Raw genomic sequence first — 24,242 nt, 5'->3', positions numbered from 1 at the left:
TAAGTCTCTTTAGCAAGTTCAAGAGCACTTAGTATCAAACAAAATCGGAAACCCATTGGTTTCCGATTTTTTTATCTCTCTTTACTCACACAAGCCCATTAAACAGAAATTATAGTCCTGCTTTCGCCTTACGCGCCTGATGCAGCTTCTTGTAACTCTCGATAAGGCGCAGATGCGGCTCAATACCTTCGAGCGCCATACTGGTCTCGGTAAGGCCTGAGAAGCGCACTTCGCCGTTGACCGACCCCACTACCTGAGCCATCACCTCTTCACCAAACATACGGGTAAAGTTATGGATAAAGTGCTCAAGCTCCAGCTCTTCATCTAAGGTGACCTCGAGTACCGCGGCCATCGCCTGATAGAAGAGACCGCGCTCAACCGTGTTATCGTTAAACTGCAGGAAGTCTTCCACCAGCTCCAGGGCTTCCTCATGGGCGCCCAAGGCCAGATAGATAAGGATCTTCAGCTCGATAATGGTTAGCTGTCCCCAAACGGTGTTTTCATCGAAGACTATGCCTATCATGGTGCGGATATCGGTATAGTTATCCAGCTGGCTCTCTTCCAGGCGGTTAACCAGATCAGCCAGTTCATCATCGCTCAGCCTATGCAGGTTGAGGATATCTTCGCGGTAATCCAGCGCCTTATTGGTGTTATCCCAAATGAGGTCATCGACCGGATAAACCTCTGAGTAGTCAGGCACCAGGATGCGACAAGCAGACGCGCCAAGCTCTTCAAACTCGGCCACATAGACCTCTTTGCCCAGGCTCTCTAAGATACCGAACAGCCCCTTGGCTTCCTCTTCGTTAGTGCCTGAGAAGTCCCACTCGCAGAACTCAAAGTCAGACTTGCTGCTGAAGAAGCGCCAGGAGATCACCCCGGTGGAGTCGATAAAGTGCTCAACAAAGTTTTCAGGTTCGCTCACCGCCATGCTATTAAAGGTCGGCTTAGGCACATCGTTGAGTCCCTCGAAGCTACGGCCTTGCAATAGCTCTGTCAGGCTGCGTTCCAGCGCCACTTCGAAAGTAGGGTGTGCGCCAAAAGAGGCGAATACGCCGCCCGTTTTAGGGTTCATCAGCGTCACACACATCACGGGGAACTGACCGCCAAGAGAAGCGTCTTTAACCACCACGGGGAAGCCCTGCTCCTCCAGTCCCTTGATACCGGCTAGTATGCTTGGGTACTTCTCCAGCACAGCCATAGGTACGTCGGGCAGCACTATCTCCTCTTCGATGATCTGGCGCTTCACGGCACGCTCGAAGATCTCTGACAGACACTGCACCTCGGCCTCTTGCAGGTTGTTACCCGCACTCATGCCATTACTGAGGAATAGGTTCTCAATCAAATTCGACGGGAAATAAACCGTCTCACCATCTGAGCGGCGCTTGTAAGGAATGCTGCAGATACCGCGCTCGATATTGCCTGAGTTGGTATCGATAAGATGCGAGCCACATAGCTCACCATCTGGATTATAGATAGCCAGACTGTAGTCATCCAGCATGCCTTCAGGCAGTGAATCATCGTCAGTCAGGGCGAACCACTTCTCGTTGGGATAATGGACAAACTCGCTGTTTGCCACATCCAGGCCGAAGAACTGGTCGTTATAGAAGAAGTTACAGTTCAGACGCTCGATAAACTCGCCCAGCGCCGAACACAGGGCGCTCTCTTTAGTTGCCCCCTTACCATTGGTGAAACACATGGGCGAAGCTGCATCACGAATATGCAGCGACCAGACGTTAGGCACTATGTTACGCCAAGAGGAGATCTCTATCTTCATCCCCAGATCGGCTAACAGGCCGGTCATATTGGCTATGGTCTGCTCCAGTGGCAGGTCTTTACCTAAGATATAGGTACTAGTGTCGCCATCGGGCTGGCCCATCAACATGGCATTGGCATCGGCGTCTAAGTTTTCGACCGTCTCTATCTTAAACTCTGGGCCAGTCTGCACCACCTTCTTCACCGTGCAACGATCGATAGAGCGCAAGATCCCTTCGCGATCTTTGTCCGAGATATCGTCGGGCAGCTCTACCTGGATCTGGAAGATCTGGTTATAGCGATCCTCTGGGTCGACGATATTATTTTGAGACAGACGAATATTATCCGTGGGAATGTCACGGGCCTTACAGTAAACCTTGACGAAATAGGCCGCGCACAGGGCTGAAGATGCCAGGAAGTAATCGAAGGGACTCGGCGCGCTGCCATCACCCTTGTAACGAATGGGCTGATCGGCCGTGACGGTAAAATCGTCGAACTTAGCTTCGAGTCTGAGGTTATCGAGAAAATTAACTTTGATTTCCATTAGGTACTTCCACTGCGCCACCACGTCTTAACGCAGCAGGCTTTATTTCAACAAGAGACAATTGAGGTGAATTATCGGTGTTTTTGACCCATTAGTCTTGGGTTAATTACCTAAATAGGCCAATTAGCCGAATTAATGCCAAGGACGACGCGGCATAGTCCGCACCTTTGACCTTATGTTAGCGCTAGAGCTGACCTTTTTGCCCCATCTTATGTTCATACATCAGCTTGTCTGCTCGCTCAATAATGCTGTCGACATCATCTGTCTCATGCAGCAATTGCGTGCAGCCAAAGCTCAAGTTCCACTCCCTGCCCGCCTGACTCTGTCCCTCAACACTGTAGGCCGCCTGGATCCGCTGCATGATCTCATTCGCTGCCGGGCCATCGCAGTCGATAAACACAATCAAAAACTCATCACCGCCGATACGCGCGGCAAAGTCGCTCTCGCGGATCGACATGTTAATCACCTTAGCCACCCCCTTAAGCAGCATATCTCCCGCCTCATGCCCATAAAGATCATTGGTCTTCTTAAGGTCGTTGACGTCGATAAAGCTCACCGCCAAGGATGACTTTCGCCGGCGGGTGTTACTGATACTCTTACTTAAATACTCTAAAATGGCGCTACGGTTATACAGGCCAGTTAGAGCATCATGGCGCGCATCGAAGGTGAGCTGAGCGAATAAACGCTGCTGCTCCACCTGAGAACCAGCCAGCTTATAAGCCAGGAAAATAAACATGGGCGACACGAGTAGGAAGGCAAACAGCGCACTGTTGTTGAGGTTTTTCTGTGCGTCTTGAATCTTGCTATCGGGCACAAACATCAGCAAGTAAATACTTTCCTTATTCACCAGATTAAACATCTCATTGGGCGACAATTCAAAACGACTAAAATAATACTCACCCTCCTCAGTCGTCACCTTGCCCAATTCTGCATTTTGCATCTGACGCCATACTTTGGGGTGTTCATCGCCAAAACGTAACTGCTCCATCTCGGGGTACATAAAACGCCACTCCTTGTTGGCCTGGTCGCCCTTCAGATAGAAACCCTCCCCATTAAGCAGATAGACGCTATCTCCCTTATGTATATTCAGAGCTTCGAGAATTTGCAGGAGATCTTTGCCGTTGTAATTGATCACCCCTGCGCCCAAAAAGTTGCCCTCTTTGGAGTGCACGGGTGTAGCAAAGCGTATGGTGGGTTTTATCGGCTGCTCGATCTCTCCATGCTCAACATTAAGGTCGAAGGGCGAGGTATAGATCCTCTGGGGATTCAGTTCGAGTACCTTCTTAAAATAATATCGATTCGCCTTATTTTGCAGCGCCGCCTCAGGGGTTAGCTGTAAACCGCCATCCCTGCGTTGCTCGATACGAATCACCTCATCACCTATGCTATTTAGCAAACGAAGCTGGTCATAATGCTTATAAAGGTTGCCGATCTGAAACATCAAGGAGGTCAAATAAGCTTTGGCATTGGAGTCTTCCTGCTCCAGGGTAGAAATCGCCAGATCGCTGTGGGCAAAATAGGCCAGATCTGTGCCGACAATGGTGAGTTCAGCGGTCAGGCTAGCCCGCATATTGCCAAGCTCGGCATACTGACGCTTGCCTCGCTCACGGGCGATATTACTGCTAGACATCAGATAAACGATAGCCAGCACTGCAACGAGAAACAGCAGGAGCAGCAGGGAATAGAGCAAGCTCTTTTTATATTTGGTGTAGGTCAGATTCATGCTCTGGGGATCATATTTATCCATAACAGCGACAGGTTTTTTACTCATCCAGATTTAACTCGGCATCCGCAGTAACGGAACCATTTTTCGGCTTTATCATACATGCTAATGGTCAAAGCTTTAGCCTGAAACCAGCAACTGACTCTTAGCCTCAAGTTTAGCTAAGGATAGATACAAACCAATGAATTACCTTAGATGACTTCAGTTTCAGATCACAGTTTTATTTGGGCCTGTGCAGCATTGCATGGTTAATTTAACCTAATAAAAGCTCAGAAGCAGAACACTCTCGCTATTAAGCCTTTATTGCTGCTTCTCGGATTCACGTTTAACCAGCAAAAAAGTGAGATACATCTTGGTGGGTAAAGATAACACCATACCAAAGGCGACACAGACGGCACTGATAATAATGCCAGTCACCCCCATAGCTTCCATGGTGTCACTGAAGTTGTGCAGGTAGATCCCTAATGCGATTAGGCATAAGCCTAGAACAATAGAGGTTTTTAACAGCAAAATAAGCTTATCTTCTATCGTTGGAGTCTGTGCTTGCTTTTGCGTCATAATCCCTCTCATCGAGATAATTGAACCCACCTAAATATAGCCAACAGTTCAGCCACTAGTGACCAAGCTCCCCACTCACACCATACAAAAGTATAACAGGCTGGCGTAGAGGTGTAGACACGGCTAGGATTAATAAAAAGCTCGTGACTTATGAGTTCACAGTATTAGGGTTAAACGTATCAACAGGCGGTAGTTTGAACAAAAAAATACTCTTACTCATCACATTTTTGCTTATGCCCGCACTAGCTATCGGGCAACAAACAGACACACCCTGCCCAGAGACGATAAAAGTCGGCTTCAACGAATGGGCTCCCTACTCTTGGACCGACACCTCGGGTAAAGCCGTTGGTCTCGATGTCGATATGCTCACATTGGTCGCCAATCACTTAGGCTGCCAACTCACCTTTATCAAGATGCCAGCCAAACGGGCACACCAGATGCTGCAAGCAGGTACCTTAGACCTGATAATGGGGGCAAGTTTTACAGAAGACAGAACAGCTTATGCTTACTTTTCTGATAGTTATCGAACAGAAGAAGTCAGGCTATTCGTTAAAGCGGATAGAGCAACACAGATTAACGTCGACAAATGGCAAGACATTTTCACTCAGCGATTAAAGTTGCTGGTGCCCACCTATGGTTGGTATGGCCTCGACTATTTGCGCTCTAAAGAGGAGCTTTCACGCCAAGGGCTATTGGTACTCAGCCCCAACAGCCACCAGTCGATTCAAATGCTGAGCTATGAACGCGGTGACATTCTTATCGGCGATGCCATCGCCCTGCCCTATATGGCCCAGCACGCTGAAGGAGTGGTACTTTCGCCCCTCAACCTATTGGTCGACAGTAATCAAATTCATTTCATGTTTAGCAAAAAGGTCAATAACCGAACGCTGTTAAATGCGATTAATCAGAGCATCTCAGATCTATCACATCAGGGAGAATTAGCCAGGATCATCATGAAATGGCAGCAGGTGTCCCTTGCCCAGACCCATGAAATGCCCCCCAAGCCAACAGGCGAACTACATCCCAGCAAACAACCTGATGGTGCGCTTAACTCAAGTGGCTCAAGCGACAGCAATTACAGTCGCTAGCAGGGCGTGACCTGAAGCGGGATCTCTGGCGAGTGCAGCAAAGCCTCGAGCATATCGCCACTTGTATCAAACCAATACCCCAGCGCCTGAGGCTCAACAAGTAGCGGCATACGATGATGATATGGGGCGCAGCTGGCAATCGGCTTAGTGGTCAGGGTTACCAGAGCATGGCTACCATCAAACTGAGGATAGAGAATACCCGCCATCAATAGCGGCTGTTCATCACGACCTTTAAAAAGGTATTTCTGTTTGGTTCCGCCCGCCTGCTGCCACTCATACCAACCGCTACAGGGCACCAACACCCTATGGCTGGCAAACGCCTGGGCAAAGGTGCGCTTCTGCCTTACTGTCTCAGCCTGAGCATTGATCAAGAGGCGTTTGGCCCAATCAGGTTTGATCCCCCAACTGGCATCAACCTGCTGTAACCCTTGATCTTGATATGCAATCGTCGCCACCTTCTGGCTTGGCCTTAGGTCACTGTTGCTCTCGCAATAGAACTTGATCCCCAGCTGACCCGACACCCAGTCACACAAGGGATCGCTAATCACATTGAGTCGACCACACATTCATCTTGCCTCCTAACCATGAGGACTCGTCAATCTAACATATTCAGCTGCCGCGCAAACGCTAAAGCAAGCAGAGAGCGAGATAGCGATAAGTAAGATATACACCAGTGCCTGGCTAACCGTTCACTCTGCCCAATACTGACTGCCCCATCATCAGGGTAACAATCATTACAGATAGGTTAACTGTGATTAATCACACACTTACGCCAAGCGTCAGGTTTATTTTAGTTACAGCTGCAGGTATAGTTTTAACAAATGTAACCCTAGCTCATGGCGCCGCCGAGTCAATCACTCAGTCCTACTCGCGCCGTAGCACCTCAGCTGGACACGGAAGAGATAATGATAAAACTGATCATTCTTGGCTGTTTTGTGGCATGGATGTTTATTCGCAAACTCAGCAAATCTAAACCTGACTCAATTTGGCGACTTAAGCTTAGACGATTAGCCCGCTACCTGATGCTCGGCGCCGTCGCCTGGTTTGTGGTGGTCGCCTTCGGCTCGGCGAAATATCAAATATACACAGACAAGATATTTACCTATAAAAACAAGGTGCAAACCGTCTTCGCCTGGGAAGAGAATCGCCTACTGCCCATCAAGGTATTGGCCAAGCCTGTGCTACTGTCACTGGACTATCAAACCAGTTTTCCCATGAGCAAGACCACCGAGCGTTCCCTCACCCAGCAATATCCCTACGAGCCGCGTTTTCAGGGGTTCAGCCAGTTCTTAGGCACCCTGCTACTGCTTATCTGGCTGACCGCCTACCTCTCTCGTCATCGCCATACCGATAAGCGCTGGCAGGAGGCTGTCAGCACTGACACTAAGGCGGGTTATCGTGACTTCTTAACCTGGGCGCGCAGCAACCCACTCAGGCGAGCCCACTGCACCAGCATGATCAAGAAGGCGGATATCGCCATGCAATCTATCGATCAGCGCGGACGCCTGAAGCTAGAGATGTACCGCAAGGGTTGGGCCGAGCGAGGGCTCAACGCCGAGTTCCTCGACATGCTGCATAAGGTGATTCAATCGGGTCACTCCCAGATCAGCATCAAGGCCGCACATATGCCCTGCCGTAAGTCTGCCGCCGAGATTGACGATATTAATATGCTCGTCTCCGGCTGGAGTGGCTTAGATCCTCAGCTCTTCATGCAGCGCTATTATGCTAATCGCAAGGCGCGCGCCGAGCAGAAGGCAGAGCCCGATGCCTTTGAAGCTCAACTGCTCAAGACCCCAGAGCATCTGCGCTTCACCTACCCTGAGCCCCACGTCGCCAGCAGGCTGCTGGAGAAACAGCTCGCCAGCGTGCTAAACCAGGGCAAGAAGCGTTTCCTTGGCGATGAACTGGTACAGTTTACGCCCCACAGTGACATAGGCCTTAAACAACCTAATGCCCGCCTGGAGTTCAGTTACATGCAGTCGCTCAACGCCCAGCAGGGTAAGCGTGCATCCGGCGTCTGGACCGGAGAGCTGAAACACAAAACGATCACCATGGGCGATACCCAATATCCCGGTGGTAACATGCTCTGGCTCGTATTTGGACTGGTGTTCGAATGGCGACTCGTAATAGACGAGCAAGAGGTCGCCAAGGGAGAATATAAATGTTTCCCAGACTCCAACGTCTGTAACATTAGCCGCCCCACCCAACAAAAGATGCCGGAAAAGACGGAGATCGAGAAGCATATCTTCGATGTGGTCGCCCTCTCTAACATCAGTTCCCTGTTCGCCCAGATGATGGGAATGAGCGAGGCGCAGATTAACGGTCATATGATCGAACTGAACAACCAGACTGCGTTTGAGGTAAAGCGCCAGACGGAGGCGTCGAACCAGCTAGCCGAAAAGCTTGAAGACGCCCTAAGAGGTGAGGCGCTGGACGAGCTGATTAAGAGCAGTGGCGAAGAACTTTACCGACAAAACAAGGAGATGGTCGATGCGGTCATTCGCGACTATATCGTCAACCACGGCGATACCGATACCGTATTGATGATTATCGATCTCTTGGGTGACGCTGCCCCAGAGCTGGCCGCAGGACTGCTACAGATCATCGGAGGTTCAGATGAATAAATGGATGTTACCTTGCTTTGCGGCATTGCTACTGCTCCTCGCTCCCGAGGTTGCCCACGCCGATCTAAAACAGAAGCTCAAAGACAAGATAGAAGACGGCATTTTCGAGGCCTTCGCCGGTGAACTGGCCCAGCTGCCCGGATTGTCACACCTGATCGCTCAGGTGGAGAGTAACCAATATCAACTGGTGAGCGCCGACAAGAATGCCGGCCTGCTGGATCTGGGCCGCAACTCAGATCTCGACAAGGCGACGCTGTCAAAAAGCGCCAATGGCGCAGGTATTGAGATCAGCCGCCAAGCTTATCTAGCGCCCGGCACCTATTGGCTCAAGGCCAGTCCCAAGGACAAGAAGAAACAGGCCATCTCACGCAAGGTATACATGCAGGCCAAGCGCCGCAACTTAGTCACCCTCACCTTCTGGGAGAAGGGACGCAAGACCTTCCCGCTGGAGGTTGTCACCCAGCCGGCAACCGCCAAAGTCAGGGTGATGAACATAGGGCCTAAATATGAGTTTGGCATGCCCCTCTCCCCCGGCAACTACGAGCTTGAGATCAGTGACAAAGGCTATAAGACCCGCAGCCTTAGGGTGAGGCTAGATCACAACCAGAACCAATTTGGGATCATCCTACAGCCAATCAATGGCAAGTCGGTCACAGCCGATACCGACAACGCCGCTACCAACAAGCCGAGCGTGAAGCCGAGTGCAAAAGCCGCTGAGCCAGAACAAGAGGCCACAAGCGAACAGGCAGTTAAATCTACTGGCGAACAAGGCGCTGAATCTGGCAAGGCTAAGAAGGAACCTTCAACCACAGTAGAGGTGATCGTCTGGGTGCTGATGATCGGCGGCTTTATCTTTTTCTGCTGGCTCACCTACAAACTGTTTACCTTTATCTTCACCTTGATGGGCAGCGCCTGGCGCAGACTGAGCGCCTAGCACCTTTTATTCTGACCCATAACCACAAGGGGGATAGCCAAATAGGCTATCCCCCTTGTTTTTAAATTAAAAACTTGGTTTAACTGTCGGCATCGAACCTGGCCTGACGCGCCTGAATGAGGGTACATTGAGTCTGCTCCACCAGCTCGCCCAGGGTGATACCCGGAGTCTCGCGGATCAGACGTACTAGCTTCACTTCCAACGGCTCCAACTTATCGGCGTGTAGTGCCAATCCAGCCTCAAGCTTAGTAATAAGATAACGCGCCGCCTCACCCTGGTGCTGCTTAAGGGCCAGAGTGAAAGATTGCACATCCACGGCCCCTCCCGTTAGCAGCCAGTTGCGGGAGCGCCTCACCCGCTTGAGGCTACATGCAAAATCGCCAGCCAGGGTTTGTGCCTGAGTCACCGCTTCTCGGCCAATCCGATGAATCAGCGAGGGTAATGCAATGGCGATCGCTTCATTCATTGCGGCGGTATCCTTAGGTAATGAGGCCGGACTGGTAAATAGGTAGGCCATTTTTCCAGCCCACAGATAAAAACTCAACCTTAAAGCTCAGTAGCTCTATACATCTTGAGCCCACAACCACTATTGCCTACAATAGCGCACGAATTATTCACTAAAGATAACTACTATGACTGACACTAAATCACTACCGGCACTGCCAGATCGTCTATCCGTCAATCCTCGCAGCCCTCACCACGTGGCCGAGATCTTCGAAAATGACATCGGCATTCTCGTAAACGGCAAAGAGCGTTTTAACGTTGAAGAATATTGCATCAGTGAAGGTTGGGTAAAAATCCCGAGTCCTAAGGCGCTAGACCGTCATGGTCAGCCGCTGCTGATGACAGTCAAAGGCACAGTCGAAGCCTTCTACAAGTAAATTGTCGAATGCTCTACAGTGTTGCAAAAAGGAAGCTCAGGCTTCCTTTTTTATCCTTACAGCCCCTAAAAAAGCCCCCAGGTTTCTTTACCCCTTATTAAGATTGTTGGCGCACGCCAAATAACTAATTTATATCAGTATCTTAGATTATTCTTCTATACTATATAGCTCACCTATTCGCCATAATTGCTAGTCAACTCTCATTTGTAACCAACAAGCTGCACCCACATCACGCTTCTGTGATCGTCAGATTGCCTTTAGGTTAATTTTGCCGCCTAATATTCATTAGATTTTTCTTATATCTAGGCAAATTAGTCTTAGGCTGGTGTCTATGAACATAACAATAAAAGCTAAACTAATCATATTAGTAGGTGCTTTACTTGTCGCGGTTTCGGGCCTGTTTATCATCAATACCTTTATCATCGCGCAAGAGGTGCTCAAGCAAGAAGAGCTCAACGTCAGCCATGAAGTTGAAGCCCTCGTCAAACAGAACCTCATAGGCCAAGTCGACACCCTCAGCCGATCCGTCAACGACTTTTATCAACAGTCCCGAGAAGAAAACATCAAGCAAGCGCTGGGTGAAGAGATAAAGATATTTCGCGATGCCATCAATCGCATGTATGAGAATAATCTCACCGACGATGCCGCCATGCTGATATACACCTTTCTCAATGAATATCGCTGGGGCAATGGTCGCTACCTGTTTGCCTACGACGCCGATACCCTGGCAAATGAAGCTTCAGGCATGGGCGGTGTGTCTATGGGTAGCAGCCGAGATGCCCTGGATGAAAAGGGTAACTACTACGCACGTGACATAGTCGCGGCGGCAAAGGCCAACCCTATAGGCTTTACCAGCTACTTCTTCTCCAATCCTTCAACGGGTGAAGTGGAAGAGAAGCTGTCAGCCTCCTTCTACTTTGAGCCGCTTAATCTGGTGATCGCCACCGGCGAATACATCAGTACCTTGAGGCAAGATAAACTCAACAGCGCACTGCAAACCGTATTGGCGGCCAAGTTCGGTGAAGACGGCCACTTCTGGGTACAAGATCGCAACGGCAAAATTTTGGCCCACTCCCAGCAAGCCCTGATAGGTCAAATCACACCAAACGCCACCAAGGTAAAGCAGGCTTTGGGCCATCAAGCCGACGCCTTCGTCACCCTCCCCGTATTAGACCCAGTCACTCAAACCCGGCAAGCTCAGATAGCCTACGTGAGACAGATCCTGCCAGAATGGGGCTGGGTAATAGGCACTGGCACCTATGAATCCAACATCAGCGCCATCGAGCAGGGACTCACCGACAGTACCAAGGCGATATTTAACAGCAAGATCTACCGCAGCATCGCCATTGCCAGCGTGCTCATTATCGTCGCCCTGGCCTTCTGCGTATTTCTGCTCAATAAGATCATTGCCGATATGGTGATGCTGAAAAACCGTATCGATACCCTGTCAACAGGCGATGCCGATCTCACCTCTCGCCTCGCCATCACCAGCAAGGATGAGCTGGCGGCGATAGGCCATTCAATCAATAACTTTATCGGCTATCTGCAAGCCATGATGCTGGAGATCTCAAGCGCCTCACAAAAGATCACCCAAGAGATCAGCCAGCTCGACAGCCACTCGGAAAATAATCGTCAGGCGCTGACCAATCATAGAAGCGAAACCGAACTGGTGGTCACTGCCATCAGTCAGATGAACGCCTCGGCAAATGCGGTGGCTCAGAGTGCCGTTAACATGGCGACCAGCACCCAGCAGGCCAATGAAGAAGCCAAGACCTCAAGGATCACAGTGACCGATGCCGCTGGCAGTGTGCAAGCCCTGGTAGAGGAGATGAACTCAGCCACCCAGAGTATTCATACCATGAGCGACAATACCAACCAGATCATCTCTGTGTTGGGCGTGATTAAGGAGATCGCCGACCAAACCAATCTGCTCGCGCTAAACGCCGCCATCGAAGCGGCACGGGCTGGCGAACAGGGACGGGGCTTTGCCGTGGTGGCTGACGAGGTGCGCTCGCTCGCCTCGCGCACTCAATCCTGCACCACACAGATAGAGCAGATACTCTCAACCTTAAGGCATGATGCCGACACCGCCGAGCAGGTGATGCTCGAAACCAAGAATAGCTGCCATAAGGTCACGCAAAATACCGCCCGGGTCACCTCAAACCTAGGCGAGGTCACCCGCTCTATCGCCGAAATAAACGACTTGGGCAGGCAGATCGCTAGCGCCTCTGAAGAACAAAGTGTGGTAACCGCCGAGATAAGCCAAAACATGCATACCATAGAGGCGATGGCACAGGCTCTACTGCAAAATGGCCAATATACCCTCGAAAGCACTCAAAGCCTATCGAGCGCCAATCAACAACTCAGCGCCATGGTGAGCAAATTTAAGTTAGCCTAGTCCATTATTAGCCTAGTCAGTCAAGCGCCTTGTAAAAGGCGCCCTGCCTCACTGTCGCCACCAGGCGACTTGAAACCTTACTCGGTAAAATCATTGACGTGACGCATATCTTTACACCTAATGCTCTGCTAAATTAAGTTATCAAAGTGTAAAAAACCTCTTTAACTCCTAGTTTCATTCATTTGAGGGGCTAACGTGAATCGGTTACTAATAGCATTCATCTCATTGACCTTATTGGTCATCTCACCTGTTAGCGCCAAAGACCTTAAATTTGCTGTGGTGCCCAAGTTTTATGGATCTTTCTTCGATCAGAGTGGTCTGGGCTGTCAAGATGCCGCCAGCCAACTGACAGGCGTCGAGTGCATCTATCTGGGGCCTGAGATCTCCAGCGTGCGCCTGCAAGATAAAGTGATAGAAGATCTGATCGAACAAGGAATTGACGGTATCGCCGTTGCCATCACCCAGTCTAAATTTCTCGCCGAAAATAGCCTCAGAAAAGCCAAAGCCGCAGGCATTCCGGTGATCACCTACGACTCAGATTTCGACGGCCCAACCTTAGCCGAACACCAAGACTTGCGCCGCGCCTATATAGGGACAGATAACTTTGCCTTTGGCGTCGCACTGGGCGAGCAACTTAAAAAACTCAGACCCAATGGCGGTTCTCTAATTATCCAAACCGGCCGCCCTGACTCGCCGAATCTGAATCTCAGGATCATGGGCGTTCGCAGCGCACTATCAGGCAAGACCTATTTAAATCCACCTGGCGAGCGGCTGCATAACGACAACGGTTGGACCGAGATTAGAGAGCCCTTTTCCAACTTCGATCAGCTTAGTCAGGCGGTGAAACAGATGGAGTCTGTCATGAAAGGCAAACCCATCAAGGCCGACTCCTTTATCGCCGTGGGTGGCTGGCCACAACATGATGAAACCCTCTATCGAAAGATGATAACGCCCTATAAGGAGAAGCTAGATAATAAAGAAGTTGTCGTGATTATCTCTGATGCGGCCCCGCCACAGATTTCGATGTTACAAGACCATCTAGCTCATACCAATATTGGCCAAAGCCCCTATGAGATGGGCAGGCAGGCCATCTTTACTCTGCATAAAATCGTCAGTGACCAAGCCTTTGAGCAGGTTGTCTACACCCCCATCAAACTTTGCACGCCACAAAACGCCGATACCTGCACCAAAGCCAGTAGCGAATGAGGCCACAGCAATAAGCCGCCACTAACATCAGTCAGGGGGAAAGCTCATAAAGAGTCGTTACCTGCTCCCCTGATTAGATGCTGACCGTCCACTGCCCCGCAAACTTGAACGACGAATAAGATCATCGAAAATACTCATTCCACCAGACTTTGCTTTGTGTTGCGCGCCGCTTGATTTATCATTGTTCACCACAGAAAATGGTTTCTGGTTAAGCCAATATATTCAGCCATATAGAATAGGGACGCTAAGTAGATGATGAGCAAATGGGCGATACGTTTTTTGCAAATGGCCGAACTGGTAGCCTCATGGAGTAAAGATCCCTCCACCCAAGTAGGCGCCGTGATCACTGAAAACAACCGCATTGTCTCACTGGGATTCAACGGCTACCCACACGGGATCTCAGACAGTGCCGAGACAGACAACCGTGAGATGAAACTGCTCAAGACACTGCACGCCGAAGAGAACGCCATTCTCTACGCCAAGCGGGATCTCAGCAGCTGCGAGATCTGGGTAACCCACTTTCCTTGCCCCAACTGCGCCGCCAAGATCATTCAAACAGGGCTAAAGGTAGTACACAGCCCACAACCCAGCGATGACTTCCTCTCCCGCTGGGGCGATAAGATAAAGGTCAGCGAAGATATGTTCGAGCAGGCAGGCGTCGAGGTCGATTGGATGCAGGTGGGATAAGCTAGCCAAAGCAGCTTTGGGGCAGAGCTAGACATTAATGAGCTAACTCTGCCCTTTCTCACTCTTTAACCTCTCCCAAAGTATTCCCTGAATACCTACCAGCATCCGCCACCGTTTCTCTCACTTTCAAAATGCTTCTGGCGCAGATACCCAACCGAAACCTCGTGCCACTTAATTCCTATCGAGCTTTGGCCATCATTATCTCACCGCTCTCCTTCAAGGCGACCAATTCGCATTGTCTATAAGAGCATGACTTATGAGCAAAATACCGCCATAGGAGATGGTTTCAGAATGCCAATAAAAAGCGAGCCCGAGGGCTCGCTATTATTATCCATTTAGCGTGTTAATCTTAACCGCCAAAGACTAGTCTGAACGCTGCATCTCTGACGTTAAGCTAGTTTTCTTCTGCACCATGCAACGGGAAGCAGAATCAGCGCTAGCCAGCCTAAAGAACCACCTGAGCTGTCCTTATCATCGGCACCTACTTCGACGCCATACTCACAGCTACCGTCATCGGTATTAGCGTTAGCATCGTAGTTAACAGCACTTGAGTCAGTACAACCTAGCTCAATACCATCAGAACCAACAATCAGCTTGAAGCTGGTTGAGGTGGCATCACCAGAGTTAACCGAATCGCGCACAGTCACAGTCACCTCAGTCTCACCGTTAAAGTGTTCCGTCGGTGTCAGAGTAACCTTACTACCAGAATTGTTACCGTCAATCTCAGCAGAGAAGTTGTCACCAGTTACTTCGATGATGTTACTCACCTGATTTTCATCAGAGTAGTAAACTTCAAAGCTCACTTCTTGGTTCTCTTCGATGAAGATGTTGGCGATTTCAGCAACAACAATGTTGGCTGTTACGTCAACTTGTAGCTCAAGCTGTTCAACATCTGAACCAACCAGATGGTTTTCAACCACAAGGGTTTGCGTGGTACCAGCTGCTTTTTCAGACACATAAGCATTAAACTTAATGTTGAACTGTGACTGCTCAGGACCGGTATAATCCATACAAACCACATACTTATCGCTGATCACATCGCCTAGGTTATTGTAAGCAACAGAATCACCTAGGTTCAGATCGATAGGCATATCACCGTCGACAATGATGCGGCCATCGGCGGCTTTGAAGCCGATCGTACCTTGATCGTCAACCATCTGCAGGTTGTCGTAGGCAAACAGCATCTCATACTCACCTGCCTCATAATCGATGCCCATACGTAGGAACATCTCAAAGTCCACCAGCTGACCTGGGGTTCTGCTACGCTCAACGTTATCCCACTCAAGCACTAACCACTCACGAGAAGAGGTATAAGTTGGTGTGATACCGGCGTTCAGATGATACTTACCATAACCGCCATCGAAACGAGCAGGAATGGTGTTATCACCCACCCAATATGGTGCGATAACATACTCAGGCACCATGTTATGCGCCTCGGGGAACTCAACGTGGAACGACGGAATACGACGCGCCGAGTTAAAGCTGATCAGACCCGCAGGACTCAATCTAACTGTATCAACATGGTATTTGTTGAAGAACGGGAAGCTAATATCCGCAGAAGTATTCATCAGATCACTTAGCTTATACTCGAAGTAATTACGATAATCACCTTCGACGCCTTCTAAGGTTCTCCAACCTAGGCCTTCTTTTAACTCAAGGTAACCCGGCGTTGGCGAGTGAGCCGCAGTCAACGAACACATAGGATCATTTTGGTTATTGGTGATCGTATAATTACGCACGACATCTTTAGTGGTTTCCTGAACACCTTCCAAAGACAGGCGGTTAGCTTCTAGTACGGGCTCACCAGGCGTTGCATGAGATGCAATAACTGAGTCAGGAATGATCTGAATACCTTCAGGGAAGTTGGCGTTCAGCGCAAAGTCACGGGCACTGTCTTCGTTGTTAGCAATTACGCTCACTTCGAATTCAAGTACATCACCAGGCTTAGCATTTTGTTTGTTAACGCTGAAGTTAACGTCCTGATCGATCTGATTGATGATCACGGGAACAAAACCTAAGTTACCCGCATCATTGGCATTGCTACCGATATCAAAACCACCGAAGTAAGTATCGCCTACTTGCATCTCTGGCAGGTTATAAGCCATCTCAAGCTGATACTCTGAATAACCAGAGATCTGTGAAGGTCCGCTCACGGTTAAATTAGCGTTATCTTCAGTCACCAAAGCAGTTGAGATAGTGATATCACGGCCCAGATCCTCTTCACCATAAGAGATGGTGGCTAGGTTCATATAGACAGTAAAGTAACGACCAGCTTGCGGATCGGTAATAGTACAGAAGTTAGCAATGCTGTAGGTTGTCGACATACATAGGGTTTCATCCATTGATGGCAGACCATCACCATCGGTATCTTGCCCCATGAATACCAACACACGTTCGAACTCATCACCAACCACACTACCGGCCAGCATCTTAGTCCCCTCAGGAACTTGGGTCCACTCAACATGGTTCGGGTTATATTGAGCCTCACCCTCTTCACCATCGAGTAGATCGAACGGATCACCACCGGTTTTATCGGTATACAGATGCACAGTTTGATCTGTACCTTTGACCATACCGAAACTGCGTGCGGTAAAATCGGTGATCTCAGCGGTATTGAACGGTCCAACGTTCAAGGTCGATGAGGTGCGGTGAGCATTGATCTTCAGGTACTCAGGCAGACCTGAATCACCGTTGTATGTCCAAACTGGCAGCTCAAGTACAGGCGAATTAGGGATATCTGGGATGAGTCGGATTTGACCTTGATTACCCGTTAAATCTTCATAAATAGCAGCCGAGACATTTTGCTGCGTCTTAGCGGTGATCACCAAAGATTGAGTTTCACCTTTTTTCAGACTAAAGCTTGTTGGCTGTACTGAAATATCAAAGTTACCAATCCAAGTTTCTGTATCAACCGTCCAGCTAGCATCTTGAGTTGCCGTAAAAGTACGTACAAATGAACACTCATGAGGACAGTCGTTATCCACCATGTAAGCGGTGTTCAGGTTCTTAGGATTACCACCTAGACTAGGGTTAGCTTCACCCATGTTTTCGATGGACTCATCAAGCACTAGACCGACTTTATCTGCCAACTCAACATGCATACGACCCGCGCCCGCATCATGTAAGCCAGAGATCTCACCGTAATCGCCATAGTTATCTAGGAATCCTGCATTGGTTAAGGTTTTTGAAGCAGTCATCATCAACGCCGACTGAACTTCCATCGGTGTCCAATAAGGATGAGATTGACGTAGAAGCGCTGCAGCGCCCGCAACGTGAGGACTCGCCATAGAAGTGCCAGATAGTGTCGCCCACTCACCAGAATATGGGTTACTGGTGAAAGGTTGATCGTCAGATGCCGCTGCGAAGATATCAACACCAGGAGCCGCGATATCAACAAATAGCGTATCGATACCGAAGTATGAAGGACCACGACCTGAGAAGTTAGCCACACGCTCTTTATCTACATCCGATATCTCACCGGCACTCGCCGTTAGCGTACCCATGTGACCAGCACCGGAATTGACCCAAGTGCGTAGTGCTTTACCGTCAGTCGATGGGATCAAAGTACCCGGTATTGAATAAGGAATACCTGGAATATTGCTATCTTGGAACGAATAAAGGTTGGTGATCACCACACCTTCAGCACCACCCGCCTTAACGTTATCCGCCTTATAAATTAACGGCTTAGAGCTACGGCTACAGATAACAATAACATCCTGCTGACTTTCATCGATATCTGCCGTATCTGGATTGTCAGCAAGGTCGAACGTACCTGCAGGGAATGGGCTGTCGCAGTTCTTAATGTTTGGAGCATAACTCTCATTAGGGTTAGCAAAATTGGTCGCATCGACAATCATCCCTGAAGCCGACTCAAAAGATTTTGTTGCACCAACGATATCGCTAGGAGGTGTAGTGTCACCACCTGACATCTGCTCAACACCATTGTCGGTAAAGGTCACGATTTGATCGGCTGTATGCGCCGCAACTGTAGTCACCCAAGGTGATGAGTGATCCGCCGATTTCAAGTAAGGACCTGAGTTACCCGCCGCCACTGCAACAAAAACACCTGAAGCGGCTGCGTTATAGAAAGCTTGCTCGATTGGCTCCAGCCAAGGATCTTCTTCAAGTCCACCCAGTGATGCGTTGATCACATCCACATTATCGATAGCTGATTGCTCAACCGCTGCAAGGATCGCAGAGGTTGGACAGCCTGCATATGGGTCACCCGAACCACCAGGCCAACATACCTGATAAGCGATGATGTTAGCGTGCGGTGCCATACCCGAAATCTGTGGTAGCACCAAACCAGTTTCAATCCCTTTACCATCTTTGGTGTTCTCAGAGATAACATGCGCGACATCAGTCAGTACGTTACCCGCAACGGTACCCGCTACGTGAGAGCCGTGATTGTTATAGTCTTCACCAATGGCAGGACGACTTTCGCTAAATACCGGATCACTATAAGCCTGAGTAATTTCAGGGTAAGAATACACCCCGATAAGCTTATCGTTACAGTATTCAGGAGACTCGGCACAGTCACCTAAAAAGCCTGTCCCTAATGGGTTAGTATGCTGATAGCCATCACCACCTACAGCGGCAAATGAAGGGTGATCTGTGTTTATACCGGTATCGATAATACCGACAACCATGCCCTCACCTTTGTTTGAGCTGTTTAGTGCGCTACCGGTCCATACACTGGTGGCACCGGTTTGCTCAGGCGTGCTGAAGGTTTGTAGCTCATAGATTTTTTCACGAGTAATACGCTTAACACCAGGCACCTTAGCCAGTTTAGCGGCTTGCTCTTGGGTCAGCTCAGCCACAAAACCATTCAAGGCAACCGAAAACTCACGGCCCACTTGAATATTCAGGCCTTGCATTGCCTGTGCCTGAGAAACTACGTTGGCACGTTTTTGTGCAAGGTAGCTGCTATAAGCCTGAATTTGGGGCTGGTTCAGGTTCAGCGGCGCCTTAGACATGCGTGCCTTAGAAACCGTTTGCTGCGTTGACGCTAAACCACTCACACTACCGTTATAGGTAGAAATAGGCGCGTCGCTTAACTGGATAATGTACTTGTTAACACCAGTAACTTCATCTTCAGGAGTGAATACTGAACGCTGTTTTCTAATGGTCTTGTTAACCTGATTATCCCAAGTATATTCGTCAGGTTGAACCGGTTGTGGAGCATAATCTGCAGGTGCTGTCGTCCACTGTGCACTGTCGACTCCTGCATTGATCGCATCTGCTGCGGCTACTCCACTGCCTACATATAAGGCTGCAGCAACCATAGTTGCGACTTTATTGAGTTTAAGCATTTTCTATCCTTAATGTACTCTCGATAAACCGCTACCTTTTGGTAACAATTTTTAAACAACAAGAATGATCACCTCGGAAGCGTCAGCCGTCAATTAACAGAGAGGCATTTGCTACAAAATGCTACAGTAAAAACAATAACTTATAGCGAAATAGCAACGATACAACACTCGTTAGAACAACTTAATATTTCATTTAATCGTCTTGAAACACTTTAATCAGACACTTTTAATTAACAAAGTAGTTCTATTTTCTATCCCTCTTCCCGCTTTCAATTACAACCTCCTAAAACATCGGAGCGAACTATCAGCAATATCATCTGTGCTGCAGTCAGATAATTAACCAAAAAAAAAAGCGAACCACATTGGTTCGCTTTGAGCTTTGTTAAGTGGGTTTACCAGTTATAACTTAAGCTCGCCGTAACACGACGTGATTCACCGTAATAACAGATGCCGTAATCACAACCGGCTAAGTACTCTTTATCAGAAATGTTATTGACGTTTACCTGAAGGTTCAACTTATCGGTAAAGGCATAGCTTGCCATTGCATCCCATAGGGTATAGGCCGGTACTTTATCATTGATAAAATAAGCATTATCCACCGAAGTGCCTGTGTATCTTACACCTGCGCCAATAGTTAATCCCTCAATGCCCAAGTCACCCAGATCATAATGTACCCAGGCACTGGCCATATGCTGTGGCACCATAGATTTACGGACCTCATCTTTACCAGTACGCGCATCTAAATAGGTGTAATTGGCGGTGAACATTAGGTTATCAGTTGCCTGGACTTTCGTCTCTAGTTCAACGCCTTGAGTGCTCACCTTATCGGTTTGTGTACTGGTGATGATATCGTTTTCATCCTTGGTCGTTGAAGTGGCATTTTTCTGCTCAAGGTCGAACCAAGCCAGATTGATGTAACCATTCATCCATTCTGGCTCATACTTCATACCCACTTCGTACTGACTGCTTTCAACCGGCTTGTACAACTTGTTAGTCACATAATCTAGACTGCTCATCACATAGAAAGATTCTGAGTAACTCACATAGGGTGACATGCCGTTATCCGCCTGATACATCAGGCTTGAGTTCCATGAAAGCTGACCATCATCGATCGCGTCTTCATACTGGCCTTTGTTTTCGACTTCAAACCAGTCATAACGCGCGCCGACATTTGCAAGCCAGTTGTTCCATCTAGTATGAAACTGAGAGTAAACACCAATCTGCTGCTTAGTGATCTCATTGTCATACAGTTCAAGCTGAGGCACATTGCCATAGGTTGGATTAAGCGCATCGACCACGCCTACCCAGGCGCCACTACCGTTACCAGCAAATTCGTTAACATGATGCTGAATATCCGCCCCCACTAAGAAGCGATTTTCAAACGAGTCGGTATCCCACTCAGCAGTAGCATTGTTATCTAAAGTAAAGCTGTCTACGGTACCATCATTAATCAGGGTATAACGGTTCAGCGTGTAATGATCGGCACTTGGATCCCAAGGCGAACCATAAGCCGATGTGCTACGCAGATACAGGTCTGTATGGGCATAATTAGCATTTTGCTTGAACGTCCAAGTGTTATTGATGTAGTGGCTTAGCTGATAACCCACAGAGAACTGAGTCTTATCAAACTGGTCATCACCCGGCTCACCATAGTTTGTGCTAGGGTCGATAGTTTCACCGTTTGGCAGCTCATAACGCGTACCATACATAGGGAAGAAGCCGTTTTGCGGTACGCCATCATCTTTGAGGAAACTGCTCAGAAGTATCAGCGAAGTATCCTCAGAAAAATCAATAGTGTAGCTTGGCGCGATATAAATACGGTCGTACTCAGTGCCATCCAACTCGCCCTCTTTCTGATCCGCCATCATCACTAAACGATAGCGCTGTGAGCCATCTTCATTAGCCCAACCGGAGAAATCAGCCGCCAAGCCTAAAAAGTCTTTGTTACCACCAGAAACCGTGACATTACCCTCTGGCTTATCGGTAGGCTTTTTCTGCACCGCGTTCACCAACCCCCCCGGCATAGAATCGCCATACAGTACCGACGATGCCCCTTTAATCAGCTCAACACGCTCCAGACCATAAGGTTCTACCGTCCAGGCAAAGAACCCCTCTTTGTACAGACGGTTTCCATCGAGTAATACACTTGGCTCATAACCACGAATATACATCCACTCGGCATCGTTATCGGCACCATAAGGTGAAGTGTAACCGGCACTGTAGCGGAAAGTTTCATCTAGTTTCTGTACATCACGCATCTTAATCTCGTCGCCATCGATAATATCTACCGATTGCGCGGTTTCCGTCATAGGCGCTGACTGCTTTAACGCCGAGGCGGTAACAATGATGGTTTCCATCGACTCGGTCTCTGATGGTATTTCTTCGGCGACAGCGTGAGAGACAAAAGCAAATGAGATAGGCAATAACGTTAAGCTAAGCGCATTGCGGATTGCCTGACCAAGTGTTGTTGGACGTATGACGACCATAATTGTAAACCCCTAAGAAAGAATACCTAAGACCTGTAAATCTTGTTATGGGCGTCATTGTACAATCAAAACACAAAAACCGAAATGCAAATGATAATCAATATCGATAATATTTAACCTAGATCAAACTTCTATAGCTTGCCACTCAAAATCTATAGTATTTGATCATGGTAATGGATGATGGCTAACGCTAACAACATGAGCAAGATGCAATGAAAAGTAGGCAGACAATTCAATATAGGACGCCTGCCGATGATATGAAAAGAGTGACTCTGTTTAGCCAGTCAGCCTTATTAACTGAACTGACGTATCAGTGCCGTTTGCTCAGCGACTTTGTTCAACAAGCCTTCGCTCGAGCGTTGTGATTCTGCGCCACGATCACCGGTCGAGACAGCCAGTTCCTTAATATTGAGGATCCCTACGGCCACTTGCTCGCTCACCGACGATTGCTCTTCAATCGATTGCATTACGCGCTGATTGAGCTCTGTTAATCTTTCTATCTCGGTTTCGATTAACGCCAGACTCTGACCGCTTTCCAGTGCCTGCGCAACACTCTGTCCCGACAGAGCAATCCCTCGACTCATGGCGCTCTGGGCATTGCTTGAGCTTTGAGAAAGGTTTGCCACCAATTCGGCAATATCCCGAGTCGACTGCTGAGTTCGGGCGGCTAAGGCACGAACTTCATCGGCAACCACAGAGAAGCCTCGGCCATGCTCACCCGCTCTGGCCGCTTCAATCGCCGCATTCAAGGCCAGTAGGTTGGTCTGCTCAGCAATAGCATTGATATCCGACAGGCTCTTAACAATATGCTCGTTACCACCCACCAAGGTTTTTAGCTCGGTTTGCGCTATCGATAATTGCTTATCGACATCATGGATGGCTTCAATAGTTTTCTGAACCGACTGACTACTGGCATTGGTTTGCTCTTTGGAAATAGCCGACGCTTCATTCGCTTGCTCAACAATCTTAGCCAGTTCCTGAATGGTATAGGACATCTCCTCTGTAGCCGCCGCCATCTGAGTGGTTTCGTCAATTTGATCTTTAAGCAGTTGCGATACCTGCTTGCCGCTGTCAACCGTGATCTGAGCACTTTCATTTACGTGTTCGGTGACATCATTGACTCTACCTATTACCGCCTTTAACTTGGCCTGCTGCATCTCAAGGGCAAGATTAACGACAGCAGAGAGATCATTAGTGCCCGAATAGATATAAGACATGATCGAGTTATCGTAGATAGCCTGAGACTTCTTCACCAATGCCAGATATTTTCCGCGCCATAGGGCAAACAGACCAAAACCAACACCTAGACACAATAAAGGTAAAATCGAAGTCAAAGTAAAACCACTGGCGACAACTGCAACGCCGTTAAGAACACTAGCGAGCACCAACAGCGCCATTACGTAAAAAGTCACATCGAAGTGGCTTTTTAACGCACCAGAGCTTTTACCCTGATTGATCTTGCGGTATTCAGCTGTCGCTCTTTCAACCACGTCCCGATCAGGCATAGTGCGAATAGATTGATATTCCGTAGTCTTATTGGTCGAGTCTTTAATCGGTGTCACGAAGGCATTAACCCAGTAGTAGTCCCCGTTTTTACAGCGATTCTTAACCGGCCCCATCCAGGACTCACCTGCACGCAAGTTTTGCCACATATCGGCAAACGCCTGCTTAGGCATATCCGGGTGACGCACTAGGTTATGAGGATGACCGACCATCTCTTCCAATGAGTATCCAGCCACCTTACAAAAGTCACTGTTGGCGTAAGTGATTCTGCTGTCTAAATCGGTGGTTGAAAGTAAAACATCACTTTCAGAAAAACGAACTTCATTCCCTACACACTTGCTATCTGACACAAAAAGACCTACTAAGTTAAAGTTTTACAAAATTATCTACTGGTAATACCCACAGGATTTATAGGTTAAAAAACAAGCAAGCTAAATTAGACGGGGGATTATATGTATTACAAATATGAGGATCTATTCGATTTTTTAACTTCATTTAATCGATTTTTTAGATAATTAGACTGAATACTTTAAAAGTCTATATGTT

General features: G+C 48.5%; 15 protein-coding genes. 7 read left to right on the top strand and 8 right to left on the bottom strand.

Annotated elements, in window-relative coordinates:
* Positions 1 to 109: 109 nt before the first annotated feature.
* From CFF01_RS04135 to CFF01_RS04125, 3 genes are all read right to left on the bottom strand, one after another.
* Positions 110 to 2,296, bottom strand: coding sequence for an OsmC domain/YcaO domain-containing protein (locus CFF01_RS04135; protein ID WP_088903967.1), 2,187 nt, complete (start codon positions 2,294 to 2,296; stop codon positions 110 to 112).
* 184 nt (positions 2,297 to 2,480) lie between these two features.
* Positions 2,481 to 4,067, bottom strand: coding sequence for a sensor domain-containing diguanylate cyclase (locus CFF01_RS04130; RefSeq protein ID WP_232479501.1), 1,587 nt, complete (start codon positions 4,065 to 4,067; stop codon positions 2,481 to 2,483).
* A 252-nt stretch (positions 4,068 to 4,319) separates the two neighbouring features.
* Entirely contained in the window at positions 4,320 to 4,577 is a 258-nt protein-coding gene (locus CFF01_RS04125; RefSeq protein WP_033539686.1) for a hypothetical protein, read from the bottom strand.
* A 194-nt stretch (positions 4,578 to 4,771) separates the two neighbouring features.
* Between CFF01_RS04125 and CFF01_RS04120 the strand changes: the two genes are divergently transcribed.
* The gene (locus CFF01_RS04120; protein WP_232479500.1) at positions 4,772 to 5,665 is read left to right on the top strand and encodes a substrate-binding periplasmic protein; all 894 of its coding nucleotides are present in this window, start codon (positions 4,772 to 4,774) and stop codon (positions 5,663 to 5,665) included.
* Here the strand turns inward: CFF01_RS04120 and CFF01_RS04115 are convergent.
* On the bottom strand, positions 5,662 to 6,231 hold the full coding sequence (locus CFF01_RS04115) for an SOS response-associated peptidase (protein ID WP_088903965.1): 570 nt from the start codon (positions 6,229 to 6,231) through the stop codon (positions 5,662 to 5,664). The genes CFF01_RS04120 and CFF01_RS04115 overlap by 4 nt on opposite strands.
* A gap of 339 nt (positions 6,232 to 6,570) precedes the next feature.
* On the opposite strand from CFF01_RS04115, the gene CFF01_RS04110 reads away from it, so the two are divergent.
* Together CFF01_RS04110 and CFF01_RS04105 are read left to right on the top strand one after the other, a co-directional pair.
* Complete coding sequence (locus tag CFF01_RS04110) at positions 6,571 to 8,289, top strand: hypothetical protein (protein ID WP_088903964.1); 1,719 nt, start codon at positions 6,571 to 6,573, stop codon at positions 8,287 to 8,289.
* The gene (locus CFF01_RS04105) at positions 8,282 to 9,223 is read left to right on the top strand and encodes a hypothetical protein (protein ID WP_088903963.1); all 942 of its coding nucleotides are present in this window, start codon (positions 8,282 to 8,284) and stop codon (positions 9,221 to 9,223) included. The genes CFF01_RS04110 and CFF01_RS04105 overlap by 8 nt, the downstream gene beginning before the upstream one ends.
* Before the next feature lie 79 nt (positions 9,224 to 9,302).
* Here the strand turns inward: CFF01_RS04105 and CFF01_RS04100 are convergent, their stop codons facing one another.
* On the bottom strand, positions 9,303 to 9,689 hold the full coding sequence (locus CFF01_RS04100) for a ribosome recycling factor family protein (RefSeq protein ID WP_088905870.1): 387 nt from the start codon (positions 9,687 to 9,689) through the stop codon (positions 9,303 to 9,305).
* Positions 9,690 to 9,855: 166 nt separating this feature from the next.
* On the opposite strand from CFF01_RS04100, the gene CFF01_RS04095 reads away from it, so the two are divergent.
* From CFF01_RS04095 to CFF01_RS04080, 4 genes are all read left to right on the top strand, one after another.
* On the top strand, positions 9,856 to 10,104 hold the full coding sequence (locus CFF01_RS04095; RefSeq protein WP_033539691.1) for a DUF3297 family protein: 249 nt from the start codon (positions 9,856 to 9,858) through the stop codon (positions 10,102 to 10,104).
* A 331-nt stretch (positions 10,105 to 10,435) separates the two neighbouring features.
* A complete protein-coding gene (locus tag CFF01_RS04090) occupies positions 10,436 to 12,502 on the top strand; it encodes a methyl-accepting chemotaxis protein (RefSeq protein WP_088903962.1) in 2,067 nt (688 codons plus the stop codon).
* A 195-nt stretch (positions 12,503 to 12,697) separates the two neighbouring features.
* Complete coding sequence (locus CFF01_RS04085) at positions 12,698 to 13,708, top strand: substrate-binding domain-containing protein (RefSeq protein ID WP_088903961.1); 1,011 nt, start codon at positions 12,698 to 12,700, stop codon at positions 13,706 to 13,708.
* A gap of 252 nt (positions 13,709 to 13,960) precedes the next feature.
* Complete coding sequence (locus CFF01_RS04080; RefSeq protein ID WP_033539694.1) at positions 13,961 to 14,395, top strand: dCMP deaminase family protein; 435 nt, start codon at positions 13,961 to 13,963, stop codon at positions 14,393 to 14,395.
* Between the two features lie 389 nt (positions 14,396 to 14,784).
* Here CFF01_RS04080 and CFF01_RS19355 read toward each other — a convergent pair whose 3' ends face one another.
* The 3 genes from CFF01_RS19355 to CFF01_RS04065 form a co-directional block, all read right to left on the bottom strand.
* Positions 14,785 to 19,707, bottom strand: coding sequence for a S8 family serine peptidase (locus CFF01_RS19355; RefSeq protein WP_088903960.1), 4,923 nt, complete (start codon positions 19,705 to 19,707; stop codon positions 14,785 to 14,787).
* A gap of 392 nt (positions 19,708 to 20,099) precedes the next feature.
* Entirely contained in the window at positions 20,100 to 22,193 is a 2,094-nt protein-coding gene (locus CFF01_RS04070; RefSeq protein WP_088903959.1) for a TonB-dependent siderophore receptor, read from the bottom strand.
* Positions 22,194 to 22,486: 293 nt separating this feature from the next.
* Positions 22,487 to 24,046 (bottom strand): methyl-accepting chemotaxis protein, encoded by a 1,560-nt coding sequence (locus tag CFF01_RS04065; protein WP_088903958.1) that lies wholly within the window; start codon positions 24,044 to 24,046, stop codon positions 22,487 to 22,489.
* Between the last annotated feature and the right edge of the window lie 196 nt (positions 24,047 to 24,242).

This window comes from Shewanella marisflavi (assembly GCF_002215585.1).
GTDB lineage: Bacteria > Pseudomonadota > Gammaproteobacteria > Enterobacterales > Shewanellaceae > Shewanella > Shewanella marisflavi.
Note: the sequence above shows the minus strand (reverse complement) of the source record. Positions and strands in the feature narration are given on the sequence as shown.